Origin of the sequence: Devosia sp. Root105, from assembly GCF_001424865.1 — a bacterium.
GTDB lineage: Bacteria > Pseudomonadota > Alphaproteobacteria > Rhizobiales > Devosiaceae > Devosia_A.
The window spans coordinates 1,106,912-1,123,532 of the sequence record NZ_LMCR01000001.1; the positions used below are offsets into that span (position 1 = coordinate 1,106,912).

General features: G+C 66.0%; 15 protein-coding genes. 3 read left to right on the forward strand and 12 right to left on the reverse strand.

Annotation, left to right across the window (positions count from 1 at the left end; all coding sequences use genetic code 11):
• Window positions 1-64 precede the first annotated feature (64 nt).
• From ASC68_RS05285 to ASC68_RS05330, 10 genes are all read right to left on the reverse strand, one after another.
• Window positions 65-1,108, reverse strand: coding sequence for a beta-propeller fold lactonase family protein (locus ASC68_RS05285; protein ID WP_055875750.1), 1,044 nt, complete (start codon window positions 1,106-1,108; stop codon window positions 65-67).
• Between the two features lie 20 nt (window positions 1,109-1,128).
• A complete protein-coding gene (locus ASC68_RS05290) occupies window positions 1,129-2,292 on the reverse strand; it encodes an alanine racemase (RefSeq protein ID WP_055875753.1) in 1,164 nt (387 codons plus the stop codon).
• Between the two features lie 2 nt (window positions 2,293-2,294).
• On the reverse strand, window positions 2,295-3,893 hold the full coding sequence (locus ASC68_RS05295) for a D-aminoacylase (RefSeq protein WP_055875755.1): 1,599 nt from the start codon (window positions 3,891-3,893) through the stop codon (window positions 2,295-2,297).
• Window positions 3,890-4,939, reverse strand: a complete 1,050-nt coding sequence (locus tag ASC68_RS05300) for a Gfo/Idh/MocA family oxidoreductase (protein WP_055875759.1) — start codon at window positions 4,937-4,939, stop codon at window positions 3,890-3,892. The genes ASC68_RS05295 and ASC68_RS05300 overlap by 4 nt, the downstream gene beginning before the upstream one ends.
• The gene (locus tag ASC68_RS05305) at window positions 4,936-5,820 is read right to left on the reverse strand and encodes a carbohydrate ABC transporter permease (RefSeq protein ID WP_055875761.1); all 885 of its coding nucleotides are present in this window, start codon (window positions 5,818-5,820) and stop codon (window positions 4,936-4,938) included. The genes ASC68_RS05300 and ASC68_RS05305 overlap by 4 nt, the downstream gene beginning before the upstream one ends.
• A complete protein-coding gene (locus ASC68_RS05310; RefSeq protein WP_055875764.1) occupies window positions 5,820-6,722 on the reverse strand; it encodes a sugar ABC transporter permease in 903 nt (300 codons plus the stop codon). Before ASC68_RS05310 ends, ASC68_RS05305 begins: the two co-directional genes overlap by 1 nt.
• Before the next feature lie 204 nt (window positions 6,723-6,926).
• Window positions 6,927-8,252, reverse strand: a complete 1,326-nt coding sequence (locus tag ASC68_RS05315; RefSeq protein WP_055875768.1) for an ABC transporter substrate-binding protein — start codon at window positions 8,250-8,252, stop codon at window positions 6,927-6,929.
• A 250-nt stretch (window positions 8,253-8,502) separates the two neighbouring features.
• Complete coding sequence (locus tag ASC68_RS05320) at window positions 8,503-9,792, reverse strand: aspartate aminotransferase family protein (protein WP_055875770.1); 1,290 nt, start codon at window positions 9,790-9,792, stop codon at window positions 8,503-8,505.
• 13 nt (window positions 9,793-9,805) lie between these two features.
• Window positions 9,806-10,693 (reverse strand): amidohydrolase family protein, encoded by an 888-nt coding sequence (locus tag ASC68_RS05325; RefSeq protein ID WP_055875772.1) that lies wholly within the window; start codon window positions 10,691-10,693, stop codon window positions 9,806-9,808.
• A complete protein-coding gene (locus ASC68_RS05330) occupies window positions 10,690-11,478 on the reverse strand; it encodes an IclR family transcriptional regulator (RefSeq protein ID WP_082527898.1) in 789 nt (262 codons plus the stop codon). The genes ASC68_RS05325 and ASC68_RS05330 overlap by 4 nt, the downstream gene beginning before the upstream one ends.
• A 194-nt stretch (window positions 11,479-11,672) precedes the next feature.
• On the opposite strand from ASC68_RS05330, the gene ASC68_RS05335 reads away from it, so the two are divergent.
• Complete coding sequence (locus ASC68_RS05335) at window positions 11,673-12,347, forward strand: hypothetical protein (RefSeq protein WP_055875776.1); 675 nt, start codon at window positions 11,673-11,675, stop codon at window positions 12,345-12,347.
• Between the two features lie 104 nt (window positions 12,348-12,451).
• Complete coding sequence (locus ASC68_RS05340; protein ID WP_055875779.1) at window positions 12,452-13,024, forward strand: hypothetical protein; 573 nt, start codon at window positions 12,452-12,454, stop codon at window positions 13,022-13,024.
• 122 nt (window positions 13,025-13,146) lie between these two features.
• Here ASC68_RS05340 and ASC68_RS05345 read toward each other — a convergent pair whose 3' ends face one another.
• Window positions 13,147-14,067 carry a sugar phosphate isomerase/epimerase family protein gene (locus ASC68_RS05345; protein ID WP_055875782.1) on the reverse strand — a complete coding sequence of 307 codons (921 nt, stop codon included), beginning with the start codon at window positions 14,065-14,067 and terminating at the stop codon, window positions 13,147-13,149.
• Window positions 14,068-14,077: 10 nt separating this feature from the next.
• Window positions 14,078-15,262 (reverse strand): M24 family metallopeptidase, encoded by a 1,185-nt coding sequence (locus tag ASC68_RS05350; protein WP_055875785.1) that lies wholly within the window; start codon window positions 15,260-15,262, stop codon window positions 14,078-14,080.
• Between the two features lie 100 nt (window positions 15,263-15,362).
• On the opposite strand from ASC68_RS05350, the gene ASC68_RS05355 reads away from it, so the two are divergent.
• Window positions 15,363-16,559, forward strand: a complete 1,197-nt coding sequence (locus tag ASC68_RS05355) for an ROK family transcriptional regulator (RefSeq protein WP_055875787.1) — start codon at window positions 15,363-15,365, stop codon at window positions 16,557-16,559.
• Window positions 16,560-16,621 lie beyond the last annotated feature (62 nt).

Sequence of the window (16,621 nt, forward strand, 5' to 3'; positions counted from 1 at the left end):
TGATCGGGCACAGGAAATCTGGATCCGTCCATCTCACTACTGGGCAGTACGCAACACGAAAGGCTCAGCCCCAGAGCAGCAGCCAGCCGGCGCCAGGACAATCGAACAGATGCTCAACGCCGGTCGGAACGCCGTTGGCGAGCGGCAGCGCCTTGACCGCGCCGGAATCCCAGCCGGCGACCAGCACGTGGCTTTCTGTGACCAGCAAATGCTGCGGCCATTGGGTCTGGCTGTCGCGTTCGGCGACCAGCGCCGGGGTGGCGCCGGAGACCTCGAAGGTCGAGATGGTGTCGAGGCTGCGGTTGGCGAAGTAGACGTGACGGCCATCCAGGGCGCGCTGGATATCGCCGGGATAGTTGCGGCTCCAGCGGGTCTTGCCCGGGCCAGTCTGCTGCGTCGCCCTGACATTGGCCCAACTGGTGGCCGGATCGCCGAGCCGGCCGACCACGAGGTTGGAGCCGAGCTCGCCGCTGACCGCCAGCCGCCCATCGGGCAGCACCACGGCGTGCCGCGGACCGGTGTTGGCCGGCACTGCCGTCGCCCGCACTTGGGTCAGGGCGTCGGCGCCGGGCTTTGACAGGTCGAGGCTGAACTCACGGATGAGGTCGGCGCCCAGGTCGATCACCACCAGCGTCGCGCCGATGAAGAAGGCCTGGTGCGGGTGCGCGTCGTCCTGCCGCTCGAGCTCCGGGCCGCCGCCGCTGAGCTTCAGCTGCGCGATCGGTCCCTCAAAACTGCCGTCGGCGGCGAGGCGCTGCAGGCCCAAGGTGCTGGTGGTGTAGTTGGTGACGATCAGCAGCCGGCCACTCGGATCGACGACAAGATGGCAAGGCTCGGCGCCCTCGCTCGACTTCTCGCCGAGGGTGATCGCCGTGTCGCCCTCGATCCGCCAGGCATGGATATCGCCCTCCATGCCGACCCGCGAGGTGCCGTAGACCACCGGCAGGGTAGGGTGGCGCGTCAGGCTCGAGAGCTGGTTGACGCGGGCCAGGGTCTTGCCCCGCCACTTGCCATCCTGCTCGACCCAGCGGGTCAGCCCATGCAGTTCGAATATGCCGCGCGAGGCGACCAGCAGCGACTGCCCTGCAACAAGCCTGAACTCCGACATCGTTCCCCCCAAAACAAGACCTACTCGGATGCGCCGGGACCGAAACCGTCCCAATGCGCCACGACCCGGCCGTTCTCGACCACACTGGCGCGGCGCAGCATGGCGAAGGCCATGCAGACATGGTTCGGCACGATCTCCAACCGTGTCCCTACTGGTAGCGGCATCGGTGCGCCCTGGCCATGCCAGCGCAGCCAGCCGTGTTCTTCCGACATCCGCTCGATCACCCAGCCGGGGGCGTTGACGATCAGCCCCATGCCGGGGAAAGCGTCGCGATGCGCCGAGGCCGGCACCAGATCGGTGCTCAGCGATTTCGAACCGGCGTCGATACAGGCGCGCTCGGGGTCGGGATGGCTGACCACGGTGGCGATGACACGGATGGCGGTGGTCTCGAGGCTGGCATTGCCGAGCGCGATCTGGCCGACATCGTTGAAAGCATAAATGCCCGGGCGGATCTGGGTGATGCCGGGTACATGCGCCACTTCGCGCGCCGAAGCGGAGGCACCGAGCGAGACGATCGGCAGCGGCACGCCGCGACCCCGGATCGTCTCGGCGACCCCGACCATGAATGCCCCGGCGGCCTTGGCGCGGCTCGCCAGATCCGGATGGTCCTTGGCACCATAGGTGGTGCCTTCGTGGGTATAAATGCCGACGAGCTCGACGCCCGGCACCGCGTGGACAGCTGCCGCCACATCGGCGGCCTGGTCGGTAGCGACGCCTTCGCGGCCGAGGCCCGAGTCGATCGCCAGCATCATCCGCGCCGTGGCGCCGGCGGCGGCGAACACCGCGCCAATGCTGGCGGCCGCTGCTTCGCTGTCGGTGGCGAGCGTCAGGTCGACCCGGCGTGACAGGGCGAGGGCGCGTTCGGCCTTGTCGGCGCCGACGATCGGGTTGGCGACAAACAGCCGTTGCACCCCGGCGGCGGCGAAGGCCTCGGCCTCGCCGAGCTTGGCGACGCAAAGGCCATCGGCGCCGTGCGCCACCTGGCGGAGGCCGATCTCGGCCATGCGGTGGGTCTTGGCGTGCGGGAAGAGTTCGACCTTGGCCGAGCGGGCGATGGCCGCCATCTCGTCGAGATTGCCATCGAGCACGGCGAGATCGAGCACCAGGCCGGGGGTCGAAACAGGCAGGTCGGCCCAGCTCGAGCCCTGGGCGTCGTCGGCGATGGAGATTGCGGTTGCGGCCATGCTCAGGCTCCCAGCGTCAGTGTGCGGCCGGCGCGATGGCCGGTGACGCGATTGTTCTCGACGGCGAACTGGCCGTTGACCACGACATGCACGATGCCGGTCGCCGCCTGGCGCGGATGCTCGTAGGTGGCGTTGGCCTTGACCGTGTCCCGGTCGAAGACGACGAGATCGGCCTTGGCGCCGGCGGCGATCCGGCCGCGATCGGTGAGCCGCAGCCGGTTGGCCGCCGAGCTGGTCATGTGGCGCACGCATTCCTCGAGCGTCAGCACCTTCTCGTCACGCACATAGGTTTCGAGCATGCGCGGGAAGGTGCCCCAGGAGCGGGGATGAGGGCGGTCGCCAACCAGGATACCGTCGCTGCCGACGGTGTGTTCCTCGCGCTGCATCAGGGTGCGAACATGCTCCTCGATGCCGATGAAGAACACGCAAGGGGCGGCGCGCTCGGTGGCGATCAGCACGTCGAGGGCCAGCTCGGCGGGCGAGGTGTTGAGCTTCCGCGCCGCGTCGGCGAGGTTGCCCTCCATCATCCATTCCATCTCCGGCGCACCGGGCAGGCCGGCGAGATAAACGCTCGACCAGTTGACGGTGAGGCCCTGGTGGCCGTCCGAGCCGATGACGTCGAGCGCCTCGATGATGCGCTTGCGGGTCTCCGGATCCCTGAGCCGCGCCATCTGCTCGTCGCCGCTGCCGGACAGCGCCCAGCTGGGCAGCTGCGACAGCAGCGTCGTCATGCCGGCGAGGTAGGGATAGGCGTCGAAACTCAGATCGACGCCGTCGGCGATGGCGTCGTCGAACATCTTGAGCAGTTGCGGCAGCTTGCCCTTGTTGGCCTCGAAGCTCAGGTGGGTATGGGCGAGGTGCAGCGCCACGCCGGAGCGCCGGGCGATCTCGAAGCACTCGCCATAGCCGCCCAGCGCGTCGGTGCCGTAGTTGCGGTGGTGCGGGCAGTAGAAGCCGCCATATTCGGCGACCACTTCGCAGAGCGCCACCAGTTCGTCGGTATCGGAATACATCGCCGGCACATAGGTGAGGCCGGTCGAGAGGCCGACGCCGCCTTCCTCGAGCGCGGTGCGGAGCAGCGCCTTCATCTGCTCGAGCTCGTCTGGTGTGGCGAGCCGCGCGGCGTTGCCCATCACCAGCATGCGGAGGTTCCCGTGCGGCACGAGGTAGGCGCAGTTGACCGCGACATTGCCGTCGAGGCGCGTGAGGTATTCGGCAACGCTGCGCCAGTTCCAGTCGAAGCCCGGCGGATCGTCGTTCCAGCCCTTGATCTGGCTGCGCATCTCGATGAGCGTCGCATCGTCGATCGGAGCGTAGCTCAGGCCGTCCTGGCCGAGCACCTCGGTGGTGACGCCCTGGCTGAGCTTACTGGTATGATCGGGGTTCACCAGCACCTGCAGGTCGGAATGGGTGTGCATGTCGATGAAGCCCGGCGCGATGCAGAGGCCGTCGATGGCGACGATCCGATCGGCTTCCGGACGGCGGGCGCCCTTGAAGATGCCGGCGATGCGATCGCCGATCACCAGCACATCTGCGCGCACCGGCGCATTGCCGAGGCCGTCGACGACGAGGCCGCCGGTAAACAGGGTGGAGGTGCTCATAGGGTCTCGATCTGCAGTTTCTGGTTGGTCTTGGCGCTGAGATAGATGGCGTCGGTCACCGCGACGACGTGGGCGGCGAGGCGCGCCGTCAGGCCGGCCGGGGCCGGGGCGCCGAAGGCGCAAGCGATCAGGGCCTTGGTCGGGGCGCCTGGATCGTAGAGGCCGGAGGCCTCGGGGGCGCGATATTCGATTACCTCACCGCTGGCCCGCACCAGGCGAAGCGTGTCGGCAACCGAGTCGGCCCAGAGCTGGCCGTTCCGGCCATAGAGCGCGAAGTGCCATTGCGGCCGCGCCAGGTAGGGGTGGGTGGAAGCCGAGCTCAGCGCTGCCGAACCGCCGCCGGCGAACTCGGCATTAACAGTGGTGTGGAGGTCGATGTCGCTCTTTGGCGGAAAGGTGCTGGCGTTGACCGCGACGATCGGCTCGCCCACCAGCCACTCGACCATGCCGAGCTGGTGCGACATGGTCACCGCAGCCGAGCCACCGGCGGAGATCGCCTTGTCGGTATAGGTGGCAGTGCTTGATGCCGCCTTGCCGCCCCAGCCGCCATCGGTGCTGCCCGAGAGCAGGGCCCGGGTGTTGACTGCGAGGTGCATGGTCAGGTGTTCGACGGCGCCGATCTCGCCGGCCTCGATCAGGTTGCGGCTCAGCGCAAAGATCGGTGCTGCCGGCCAGCCGAAGCCGACGAGCAGCGCCTTACCCAGCCGCTCTGCCGTGTCGCGCATCCGGCGGGCCGGCTCGGCGCTCAGCGCGAAGGGCTTTTCGACCAGCACATGAGCGCCCGCTTCGAGCGCCGCGATCACCTGTTCCTCGTGGGCGACGGGTGGGCTCGAGACGACGACGATGTTGGGGCCGAGCGCCAGCGCTTCGCGCCAGTCGGCAAAATGCGGGGCACCGAACTGCGCCCCGAGGTTTGCCGCCATTTCGGCATTGGGGCTCGAGAGCGCCACCAGCTCGACACGCGGGTCGGCGGTGAGCGCCGGCAGGTGGCTCGACTGCGACCAGGCGCCGGCGCTGAGCACGGCGGCCTTGATGGCTGAACTCATTTGCCCACCCCGGCGGTGAGAGCGCCGACGACGTGACGCTGGAAGATCAGCACCAGCACGGTCGGCGGCAGCATCGACATGACGGTGGCTGCGGCGAGCGCGTTCCAGTTGAACTGCTGTACTGACTGGAAGCCGGCGAGCAGCGGCGGCACGGTGAGCTGGTTGGTGAGCACCAGGGCGTAGAAGAACTCGCTCCAGGCCTCGAGGAAGATCAGCACGCCCGCCGCGACGAGGCCCGGCCGGGCGATCGGCACGATGATGATCCACAGCGTCTGCAGCCGGGTGGCGCCGTCGATCTTGGCCGCCTCTTCGATCTCGCGCGGCAGCTGATCGAAGTAGTTCTTGAGGATCATAATGGCGAGCGGCAGGGTGAAGACGTTGTAGCTGATGACCAGCGCCCACGGGGTGTTGAGCACGCCGATGACGCGGAACGCCACGAAGAACGGGCCGATAATGGCAATCGCCGGCACGATGCGCGTGGCGATCACCGACAGTTCGAACGCCCGGGCGCCGCGGAACGGGTAGCGCGACAGCCCATAGGCGGCGGCGCCGGCGATGCAGAGGTTCAGCACTACGAGGATCGAGCTGACGAGGAGGCTCTGGCCGATCGTCGGCACCAGCCGGGTGCCCATGTCGGTGCTGCCGATGCCCTTGCCGCCGGTATTGCCGAACAGTACCGCCGCATAGTTGTCGAGGGTGACGCTGGAGGGCACCAGCGGGAAGGGTTTGACGCCCAGCTGCGACGGGGTGATCAGGCTCGAGACCACCAGGTACCAGACCGGCAGCAGGATCCAGATGGCGAACACCAAGACGCCCAGGTAGATGGCGACGCTGGTGGCGAGGCTGCGGCGCCGGCCGCGCTCGAAGGCGGAGGACGCCATCAGTGCATCTCCCTGCGATAGAACAGCCGGACGATGGTCAAGCCGCCGATCAGCGCGACGACGCCGAGGATGACGGCGAGCGCCGAACCGAGCCCGATATTGGTGTTCACGAACAGCTGCCGGTAAATCAGGATGCTGAGCACCTGGGTGGTGTCGCCGGGTCCGCCCTGGGTCATGGCAAAGACCACGTCGAACTGCAGGAAGGCATAGATCACGTTGAACACGGTGACGGTGATCAGCACCGGCCGCAGCCAGGGCAGGGTGATGTTGCTGAAGCGCTGCCACCAGTTGGCGCCGTCGAGCTGGGCCGCTTCGTTCAGTTCCTCAGGCAGTGTCTGCAGGCCGGCAAGCAGCAGGATGCCGGCAAAGCTCGCCTGCCGCCACACCGCGGCGAGCACGGTGATCGGCAAAGCGGTGTTCGGGTCGGACAGGAACGGGTGATAGTCGCTGGTCAACCCCAGCATCATCAGCACGGCGTTGAGCCCGCCGACGCTGCCATCGGCAAACCACTTCCAGAGGATGCCGATGACCAACCAGGGCGTCGCCCACGGAATGATCAAGAGGGCGCGCGCCAGCCCGCGGCCGATGAAGCGCTGGTTGAGCAGCATCGCCATGGCGAGGCCGATCACTGTCGAGAGGATGACGAAGCCGACCGAGAAGGTGAGCGTCACCTGGGCCGAACGCCAGAACACCGGGCTCGAAAAGATGATGGTGAAGTTCTCGAGGCCGACGAACGGCCCGAAGCTCGAGCCGCTCGCCGGCACATCGTGGAGGCTGTAGACCAGGGTGAGCAGCGTCGGCAGGGCCAGCAGCACGATCAGGATGATCATCGCCGGCGCGACGAGCTTCAGCCCGAATGCGCGATCGGCCTTCGGTCCGAGTAGGTCAGCTGCTCCTGCCATGGGCTCTTGTGTCCTGTTGCTTGGTATTCAGTTGAATTCGGGTCAGCCGCAGCTTCGGCTCTAGCGTCCCCTCTCCCTTTGGGGGAGAGGGTCAGGGTGAGGGGGCCCTGCCGCAAACGCCGGGCGTGGGAAGGCCCCCTCACCCGTCGCTACGCGCCGACCTCTCCCCCAAGGGAGAGGTGCAGCGGGCTCCGCGCCTAACGGCTAGAGCGTCCGGCCGCCCTGGGCGCCCTTGGCGGCAGCGGTCAGGTCCTCGACGGTTTTCGCCGGGGTGGCCTGGCCGAGCAGCAGGGCATGGACGATGTCGCCGACCTTGGCCTGGAAATCCGGGTACCAGGGCAGGGTGCGGGCCGGCACGACGTTCGACTTGGTGGCGAAGGTGTCGGACAGCAAGGCGAGATCGTAATAGTCGGGGAACGAAGCGACCACTTCGGGGTCGGTGAAGAACCCGGCATAGGGGGCGGCGAGGCCGGCGGCCTTGGCCCACTGGTTGAACACCTTGAACTTCCCGTCGGTGTCCTTCCAGCCGTAGTACTTCATCAGGTCCCAGGTCGCGAGACGTTCGTCATCGCTGTCGGACTGGCCCATCTGCAGCACTTCGCCGATCTGTAGCGTCGACGGACCGGCTGGAGCCGTCTTGACGTTGGCCGATTGCGGGCCTTCGAGCGAGCGGATCGAGGTCAGGAAGTAGTGGTGCAGCACGTAGAAGGCGGCGTTGCCCTGCGCCATCTCGTTGCTGAGCTTACCCGGATCGTCGGTCAGGAGCGACTTGGGCGCGAGGCCCTCCTGGTACATGGCCTGCCACCACTCGAACACCCCGACGGTCTTAGGGTCATCGGCGAACACCGGCTGGCCGGCATCGTCGAAGGCGGTGATCTGCTCATTGAGCAGGTAGGTGTGGAGGTATTCCTCGCAGAATTCCTTCACCCAGTAGGCGACGTAGGGCGAGGCGACGGTCGACTGCAGCGACTTCGAGGCGTCGTAGATTTCCTTCAGCGTCGTCGGCACGGCGAGGCCGGCATCGGCGAGGAATTTTTCGTTGTAGTGCAGCATGTGCACGGCCGAGAAATACGGGGCGCTGATGATGTCGCCGGCGGCATTGACGTGGCGGCCGCGGGCGCTCTCGAACATGTCGGCGATCATGTCATCGACGCCGGGCAGGCCGTTCAGCGTCTTGGCCCAGCCCTCGTTGACGAACTTCTGCGAGTTGTAGGCGAAGTTGTAATAGAGATCGATCTTGTCGCCGCCGCGCAGACGGGTCTGCAGCGCCGGGGTGTAGCCGAGGTTCGGGATCACCGCGACATTGACCGCGGGGTTGCCCGCCGCCGTCCATTCACCGACCAGCGACTTGATGGTGTCGGGCTGGAAGTCCCAGGCCAGCATATCGAGCGTGCCCGAGTAAGCGGCCTTGGCGGTGCCGGTCATGAGACCCGGCAGGAGGCTGGCGGCCAGCGCCGATGCGCCGCCAGCCTTGAGGAAGGAGCGGCGGTTCAGCGAACCGAAGCCCCGGGTGGCATTAGTGGTCGTCATAGCTTTCCCTCCTTGACGAACTGAACCGACAACACGTCGCGGACGACGCTTGTTCTCCCGCAGCCAAGGCTGCAGGCCTCCGGGCCCGGCCCAACGGACCCGCTCTCGACATTCTCAGCCGAGCCATGTGGCCCAACCGGTCGGCAGGCGAGGCGCTTCCCTGTTGCCTCACTGCCTGTCGTCAGATCGCAACGTTATGACGGCTGCAATCATATATCAATACGACTTTTCGCATATGAAAAGCATGAGCTCAGCGCAGAGTTTTCATAACGATTTCAGCGGTTTCGAGCGTCCGGTCGATATCGGCATCGGTGTGCGCGGCGCTGATATGGTTGCGCTTGATCGGCATGGGCAGCATGAAGATGCCGCGCTCGCACATGCCCTGGCGGAAGCCGACATCGCGGGCCGTGTCGTTGGCGAGGAGATCCTCGTAGCGCTCGACCTTGCCGCTCATGAAATAGGGGGTGAACACCGAGCCGAAGCCCGCCGACACCATCTCGATGCCGAGCCGTGCGGCGATTTCGGCGAGGCCGGCGCGCATCCGATCACCGAGCCGGAAGGTGCGCTCGTAGATGGTGCCGTCCTCGAGCGCCGCGATGGTGGCCAGCGCCGCGGCCGAGCCGACCGGATGGCCGTTGTAGGTGCCGCCGACGAATACCTTGCCGCCCGGCGCGGTCGAGAACTGCAGCATCAGTTCACGCTTGCCGGCGATGATGGCGCAGGGATAGCCATTGGCGATGGCCTTGGCGAAGGTGCTGATATCGGGTTTCACCCCGAGCACCGACTGGTAGCCGCCGAGCCCATGGCGGAAGCCGGTGATCACCTCGTCGAACACCAAGACGATGCCATGCTGATCGCAGAGCCGGCGCAACCCCTCGACGAAATCCTGCCGTGGCAGCACGCAGCCGATATTGTGCGGGATCGCTTCCATGAAGATGGCGGCGATCTGGCCTGGGTGGTCGAGGATCGCCTGTTCGGTGGCGGCGAGGTCGTTGAACGGCACGATGATGGTGTTGTCGATGGCGTCGGCGAGCTGGCCGGCGCTGCCCGGATCTTTCTTCCCGATCTTGTCGGCAGGGCTCGCGATATTCATCAGCAGGTAGTCGTGCCAGCCGTGGAAGGTGCCCTGGAACTTGATCAGCTTCTCACGGCCGGTGACGCCGCGCGCCAGCCGCACCGCCATGTAGGTGGCTTCCGAGCCCGAGGAGAAGGCGAGCGCCATCTCGGCGGAGGGCACGTGCTGCACCACCTTTTCGGCGAGCATGATTTCCTGCTCGGTGATGCCGACCCCGACCATGTCTGGACCGGTCAGCGCCTTGGCGACGGCGGCGTTCACCGTGGGGTCGTTGTGGCCGAGGACGATCGGGCCGAAGGCCGCGTGATAGTCGAGATAGGTGTTGCCGTCGACGTCGCGGATATAGGCGCCCTCGGCCCATTCCCAGGCATAGGGCTGGCTCAGCCGACGGGTCGCGGAGTTGACGCCGCCGGGAATGACCTTGGTGGCGCGTTCGGTGATGCTCTTGGATTTCTCGATATGCATAGGAGTACCGGTCTTAGGAAAGGCCGAGCAGCGTGAGGCTGTCGCGGTGGATGATCTGTTCGATCTTGTCGGCGGGAACGCGCGGCAGCGCCGTGCCTTCGACGATGGCGTTGACGGTGCGGAGCGCATGCAGCGTCTCGGCCGGGGTGGTGATCGGGTAGTCCGAAGCGAACAGCAGCTTGTCGAGCACGTTCCACTCGGTGGCTTTGATCATTCCCTCGTAGAAGGTGTAGGGCCGGTACAAGAGGCCCGAGACGTCGGCATAGACATTGGGGTGCTTGCGGATCACCACCGCGGTATCGACCGTCCAGGGGTGGCCCATATGGGCCATGATGATCTTGAGGTTCGGGTAGCGCATGGCGATTTCGTCGACCACCAGCGGGTGGGCGTACTTGATCGGCGCGGTGCGGACCGGCGACGTGCCGATGTGAAAGAGGATCGGCAGCCCGTGCCGTTCGGCCTCGCGATAGATGGCCAGCGCCCGGCTCTCCAGCGGCTCGAACACCTGGTAGTTGGCGCCCATCTTGATGCCCTTGAGGCCGAGGTCGGTGCGCGAGCGCTCGATCTCCTCGAGTGCCTTGGGGTCATGCGGATGCACCGACATGAAGCCGATGAGGCGATCGGGATGCGCCAGCGCGAAAGCCGAGGTGGCATCGTTGACGCCGATCGCCACGTCACCCGGCTCGTTGAAGCCGTTGACCCCACCGGTGATTTCGCCCGGCGCCCAGGCGACGCCGAAGACGATCGACTTATCGGCCGGCTGCTGCGCCGCGAGGAAATCGTTCCAGCTATAGACGGAATCGACGGAGCGGTCGGGCCGCCAGGTGTGGTGCAGGCGCCGGTTTTCCGGCGGCACGGCGTGGCGGAACTGCGGGGTGTGCGAGTGGACGTCGATGATCATGGGTTGGCTTTCAGCGGGGCGCCGAGTTCTTCGGAAATGGCGAGGGCGCATGCCTCGACGGCCCTGGCGAGCTCGCCGAGGCCATCCTGGGTGACGCGGGTGGTGGGGCCGGAAATGCTGACGGCGGCGACGACGGCGCCGGAATGGTCGCGGATCGGCGCCGCGACGCAGCGCAGCCCCTGCTCGATTTCCTCGTCGTCGATGGCATAGCCACGCGCCCGGATCTCGACGATCTGTTCGGCGAGCCGTTTGGGGTCGGTGATGGTGTGCGGGGTGTGCGGCTCGAAGCGCATGCGCGCCATCAGCTGCTGGCGCACCGGCTCGTCCTGGAAGGCGAGCAGCGCCTTGCCGACGCCACTGCAATGCAGCGGATCGAGGAAGCCGATGAAGCTCGCCATGCGCATCGAGCGCGAGGCGTCGAGCTTGTCGACGCAGAGCGCATTGTCCTCGCTGAGGATCGAGAGGTGCACGGTCTCCCCGGTGCTGGCGACGAGGCTCTCGAGATGCGGACGGGCCGAGCGGCGAAGATCGAGTTCGCCCATCGCCCGCGCGCCGATCACCAGCGACAGCATGCCGAGCCGATAGGTCTGGCTTTGCTCGTCGCGATCCAGCAACCGCCGCGCCGTCAGCGTCGCGAGAATCCGGAACACCGTGCTCTTGGGCAGACCGGTCTCGGTAACGATGCCGTCGACGGTGAGCACACCGTTCTTCCCGGCCACGGCGGCGAGAATGTCGACGGCCCGATCCACGGATCGAATGGCGTAGCGATCGTCTGAAGAATTCACTAGATGAACTCACAGTTTGGATAGTGAACTGAGTACAGCTGGAATCCGCGACGGCGTCAACTACGCCCTTCGGAGAGCGCAGAATGAGAGGCTGCCGTGTCTGAGCGCTGGAGTGGACGCTTCGGCGAAGCCAATCGTGGAGTGCGGTCGATGGCGCCTTGCCGGCGGCAGGCACGGCACGCACAGATAAAGCTATGGACGAGGTGAAAATGGATGCAGTTGCTGGGCACTACACAGTGCTGCTTTTCTCCGTAACAGACCGGCAAGTGTTCCCGGTCAGCACGTGGGCGTTTGAACAGGCACAAGGCCCACGTGCATCGGTGCTGAAGCGAAATGTTGGATCGCTCGTCATGGAGCGTGACGGCGTAGTCCGACGAATCGACGGCATCGATAGAATCGGCCCGGTGAACAAGAAATTTCCGCGGATTATTCTGGACCTTATGTTCGGGCTAGTGCGGATCTCGGTCCGATTTTCACACCCGATTCCGTACAGCACCGATGATTTGCGAAAGCTAATCATCGGCTACCTGGAGTCGGACCATAGCCAGCAGAATATGGACCTTGAGGACCCGAAAGTCATGGCGACTACCGTCGCCAGGCTCATTCAGCCGCTACGAACAAAGAGCTTTTCGAGGCATTCGTCCTTCCGCCCCCGGATGACGCGCTCGATCTCTTGTGAGATGGCGGCTAACCCCCGCAGTGTCGCCTTCGAAGCTCAGGGTGGCGTCGTCTATGTGCACTTGGGTGACGTGAGGGGGCGAGGCGGCGGGCGGCGGCGATGGGGCTCCGAGACGACCAAGCATGTTGGCCGTGTCGCAGGAGACGCCGAGGGCGTCGGCGCGTTCGACCTGCTCCCCAGGCACTCGTAGGAGGTAATTTCCTCGTGTGTCTTGCCCGCACTACCAACACAGGGTGACATTTGACGTCGATGAATGGCAGCCGCTCAAACGTCCAAAATAGTGAGGAAATCGGCTTGGACAGAACCGAAGTTAGGAATTTGTTGCGACATGTCGCCAAGTTTCGAGAGAAAGTCGTTTCGGTTTTTGGCGTGGATGCTCCAGAGAGCGCCTCCCTTTTGATCGACATGCTGGCTCAAACCGAGGATCCCATATTGCGGTCCACGCTCTACGGTGGGGCCGTTACAGAGTGTCTGCTGCAGGGCTGCCTGAGTGCGGCGGAGCGCATAGCTGTCGCCCGCCATGAGGAGTTTCAGGATATTCTCTCTCTCATGTCGCTTTCTGGGACGCTGTCCGATGTCGGAAAACCCTTGGAGGGGCTCGCCTGTGCCACCGCAGCACTTGCCCAGGCAGTGAGTGAGAGAGTCTATGTGAACTTTGCTGCTGGCAACTTGATGCGCCAAGCTATCAAGACAAGGTCAGTAGACGCGGTGAATGAAGCCCTCGATGCTCTCATCGATTCAACCCAGGTTCCGCGCACATCGGATTGTGCCTTGGAAACGGATTGGATCGATGCGGCGAATGCGCTTGGGGCGGACAGAGAGCTCACAGATTGGGTCCGGGCAGTGGCGAGCCGAAGAAGGGAATGACCGACTAGCTCGATGTCCCCAAGCGCTCTTGCCCGCGGAGGGCGGAGCGGACGACTTCGTCGCATCCAATTCAATGGTTATTGCGCGGAGCCCCCGTCTCGCTCTAGGTCTCAATCAGCATCTCACAACCTCACCATCTCTAGCGCCGCCGGCAGCCGCAGGGTGATGTCGTTCTGGTCGATCGGCAGCTGCTCGCGCGTGAAGCGGGCCGACTGCACCAGCGCGGCGTATTCGGGGAGTTCGATGTAGGGCTGGCTGGCTAGCCAGGTGGGGTCGAAGGCAGGGATGGCGAACTGGCCGCGGTGGAGTTCGATCAGCGGCTTTGCGGTGGGGAGCAGGGCGAGGAGGGTTGGCCAGTCGATGATGCCCTGGCCGACCGGGGCGAGGTGACGGCGGAGAGCCGTGTCGCCTTCGAAGCTCAGGGTGGCGTCGTCGATGTGCACCTGGGTGATGTGCGGAGCGAGGCGGCGGGCGGCGGCGAGGGGATCTTCGAGGCGGACCAGCATGTTGGCGGGGTCGTAGGAGATGCCGAGGGTGTCGGGGCCGACGCGTTCGACCAGTTCAAGGCACTCGTAGGAGGTGATTTCCTCGTGAGTTTTCACCAGCGCGCGCATGCCGAGATCGGCGAGCACCGGCGTCAGGCCCGTGAGCAGCGTCGCGACGGCGTCAAGCTGGGCCCGCCAGTTGCCGGCGCGGTCTTCGAGCGTGCCGATGGTGAAGAACATCTCGCGCATGCTGAGCGAGGCGCCTGTTTCCAGCAGGCGTTGGACACCGCGGGCGAGGTCGCCGTCGCCGAGCTGCAGCTCGCGACCGTGGCGGTCGAGCCGCAGTGGGTTGAGCCAGTCGAGGCTCGCGGCGATGGCGATACCGAGGCTGTCGGCTTCGGCCTTGAGTTCGCGCAGTACCGCGGGGTCGAGCGTCGGGCTCAGTTCGAACAGGCTGTAGAAGGTGATTTCGCCGGCGCCGAGCGCGGCGGCTTTGCTGATGGTGTCGAGCGGGTCGTTGCCGGCATCCGGGATACTGCCGCGCATCAGTGAGAACATCGCAAAACTCCTAGTCGATCGGGAAGATGCCGCGGGGGAAGCGGGTCAACCACTCGGCGCCGCTGTCGGTCACCAGCGCGACATCGCCGGCGCAGACATGGCCTAGGCCGGGCAGGGTGAAATTGGGGTGGATCTCGAACACCATGCCCGGTCGCAGCAACGGGCCGTCAGCGTCGCGGTTTTTGTCGCGGCGCGGCGACAGGGCTTCGGCGAGGCCCGGCTCGCTGTAGTCGAGGCCGAGGCCGTGGCAGGACTGGAAGCGGAACGGGTCGCTGTCGCGCGTATAGGGGCAGATCGCGTCGATGCGGGCTTCGAGCAGGTCGACCAGTTCGTGCACCGGACGGCCGGGAACGAGGGCGGCGAGCGCAGCATCCTGGATGTCGAGCAGGCGCGCGGCGGCGTCGCTGAGCTCGGGTGCCGGCTTGCCGCGGCTGCCGATGCGCAGCCCCTGCGCGAAATAGCCCTCGAAAGACACCATGGTGCCGAGCTGCACGCGATCGCCCGGCGCGATGCTGAGCGGCAGCTCGAACATCTCGAAATAGGTCACCGGCGGTTCGGGGCCGGTCGAAAGCCAGAGGCGCGAAACGTCGGCGCCAAGGGCGCGACCGGCATGCTCGACCTCGGCCATCAGGCGGGCCGGGGTGGCCTGGGGCTCGGCGGCATAGGCAAAGGCGCGGGCCAGCATGGCGTCGGAGATTTCCGCAGCGCGGCGGTGCAGCGCGGTTTCGGCCGGGTCGCGGTCGAGGCGCATCGCCTGAAGGATCGGGTCGATCCGCACCATGCGCGGGAAGGACGAAGCGAAGGTCGCGGCGAGTTTCGCCGTCATCTCGTCGGCGCCGGCGACGCCGACACGCCAGCGGCTGGCATGGGCGATGGCCGAGGCGCGGGCGACGAGGCCGGCAGGGCCGGCGATCTCGACTTGGTAGAGGCCGCCGACGCGGGTGGTGAACAGCCGGGCCTCGTTCTTGCCGGGGGCGATGATCACTGCGTCGGACGGAGTGATCACCAGCATCGAGGGCGCCCACATCGGGGTGAAGTTGGTGAACCAGCCGATATTGCCGCTCGACTGGGTGGCGGCGGCGAGGCCGCGCGGCGCCGAGAAAGCGACGATGGCGTCGAGGCCATGCCGCTCTAGCAGCTCGCGGCCGGCGCTTAGCCGTTGGTGCAGCAGGGCAATCGGGAGAGCAGTGGTCATCGGACATCCACAGGAGCAGTGAGGCGGCAGCGAGCCGCTTGACAATACGTTCGGGATGGTTCGATATCAGACTGTAAGGAAAGTTACCAGACGGTCTCAGATGGACATGCAGATCCTCTCCGGCAGCCCCCGGTTGCTGCGCAACCTCAACGAGAAAGCCGTGCTGCAGCGGCTGCTCGCGGAGGGTTCGCTGACGCGCATGGAGCTCGAGGCCTTCACCGGGCTGTCGAAGCCGGCGATGTCGGATCTGCTGCGCCGGCTGGAATCGGCAAACCTTATCCGTCGCGACGGAGAGAAGGCCGGCACCTATGGCCCCAAGGCAGGCCTCTGGAGTCTCGAGCCCCGCTCCGGGTTCGTTGCAGGCATCGATGTCGGCTCCCACGGCATCGATGCCGCCATTTCCGATATCACCGGCAACACCATTGCCAGCTTCCGGCACGCTGCCGAGCCGGGCGATCGCTATGACGCGCATGAGCGGCTGACTTCGGTGCTCAACAGCGTCACCCGGGAAGCCGGGATCACGGTGCGCGATATCGACCAGCTGGCGGTGGGTCTCCCCGGCATCGTCGATATCCGGGCCGGGAACCTCCGCAAGGGCCAGCAGCTCCCCAACTGGGAAGGCTACCACATCCCCGAGGCGCTCGAGAGCGTGCTCGGGCATCGCCATGTGCTGATCGAGAACGACGTGAACCTCGTCGCCATCGAGGAGATGGCGTGCGGCGCCGCCAACGGCGTGCAGTCGTTCATCCTGTTCTGGGTCGGCGATGGCGTCGGCGCCGGCGTGGTGATCGGCGGGCGGCTGATGCATGGCTCGACCGGCACTGCGGGCGAACTGGGCGGCGCCATGGTGCCGGACCGGATGGCCAAGCCCGGCGAGCCGGTGAAGATGGCGCTGGTCGAAGCGCTGCTCGACGTGCCGGCGATCGACGCCCTGGTCGCGGCGCACCAGTTGCGCGGGCCGGACAGTGCCGAGGCGATCCGCCAGGCGGCGCTCAGCGACAAGCATCCGAAATTCTTCGCCGAGCTCGGCTACCGCGTCGCCGCGGCGCTGACCGGCGCGATCGGCATTCTCGACCCGGAAATGGTGGTGTTGGGCGGGGCCATCGGCCGCGCCGGAGGACGGGCGCTGGCCGACAGCGTCGCCGATATCCTCAAGACCCTGCCGATCGCCATTCCACAGATTGTCCCGACCGCGGTGAGCAGCAATGCCGTGCGGGCGGGGGCCGTAGAACTCGCGCTCGAGCATGCTCGAGAACGTGTGTTCACGGGAGGCAGCGCGGCACGCGGCCTCCCGTGAGGAGATTGGACCACTTGATGAGAAGCACCCATTCCCCGGAGACGATTATGCATACCAATTCA

Coding starts and splice junctions, on each gene's coding strand:
- ASC68_RS05320 (WP_055875770.1), bottom strand. CDS start 9,792: ATGCATATCGAGAAATCCAAGAGCATCACCGAACGCGCCACCAAGGTC.
- ASC68_RS05295 (WP_055875755.1), bottom strand. CDS start 3,893: ATGAGCACCTCCACCCTGTTTACCGGCGGCCTCGTCGTCGACGGCCTC.
- ASC68_RS05300 (WP_055875759.1), bottom strand. CDS start 4,939: ATGAGTTCAGCCATCAAGGCCGCCGTGCTCAGCGCCGGCGCCTGGTCG.
- ASC68_RS05305 (WP_055875761.1), bottom strand. CDS start 5,820: ATGGCGTCCTCCGCCTTCGAGCGCGGCCGGCGCCGCAGCCTCGCCACC.
- ASC68_RS05350 (WP_055875785.1), bottom strand. CDS start 15,262: ATGACCACTGCTCTCCCGATTGCCCTGCTGCACCAACGGCTAAGCGCC.
- ASC68_RS05345 (WP_055875782.1), bottom strand. CDS start 14,067: ATGTTCTCACTGATGCGCGGCAGTATCCCGGATGCCGGCAACGACCCG.
- ASC68_RS05355 (WP_055875787.1), top strand. CDS start 15,363: ATGGACATGCAGATCCTCTCCGGCAGCCCCCGGTTGCTGCGCAACCTC.
- ASC68_RS05335 (WP_055875776.1), top strand. CDS start 11,673: ATGGACGAGGTGAAAATGGATGCAGTTGCTGGGCACTACACAGTGCTG.
- ASC68_RS05310 (WP_055875764.1), bottom strand. CDS start 6,722: ATGGCAGGAGCAGCTGACCTACTCGGACCGAAGGCCGATCGCGCATTC.
- ASC68_RS05325 (WP_055875772.1), bottom strand. CDS start 10,693: ATGATCATCGACGTCCACTCGCACACCCCGCAGTTCCGCCACGCCGTG.
- ASC68_RS05315 (WP_055875768.1), bottom strand. CDS start 8,252: ATGACGACCACTAATGCCACCCGGGGCTTCGGTTCGCTGAACCGCCGC.
- ASC68_RS05285 (WP_055875750.1), bottom strand. CDS start 1,108: ATGTCGGAGTTCAGGCTTGTTGCAGGGCAGTCGCTGCTGGTCGCCTCG.
- ASC68_RS05290 (WP_055875753.1), bottom strand. CDS start 2,292: ATGGCCGCAACCGCAATCTCCATCGCCGACGACGCCCAGGGCTCGAGC.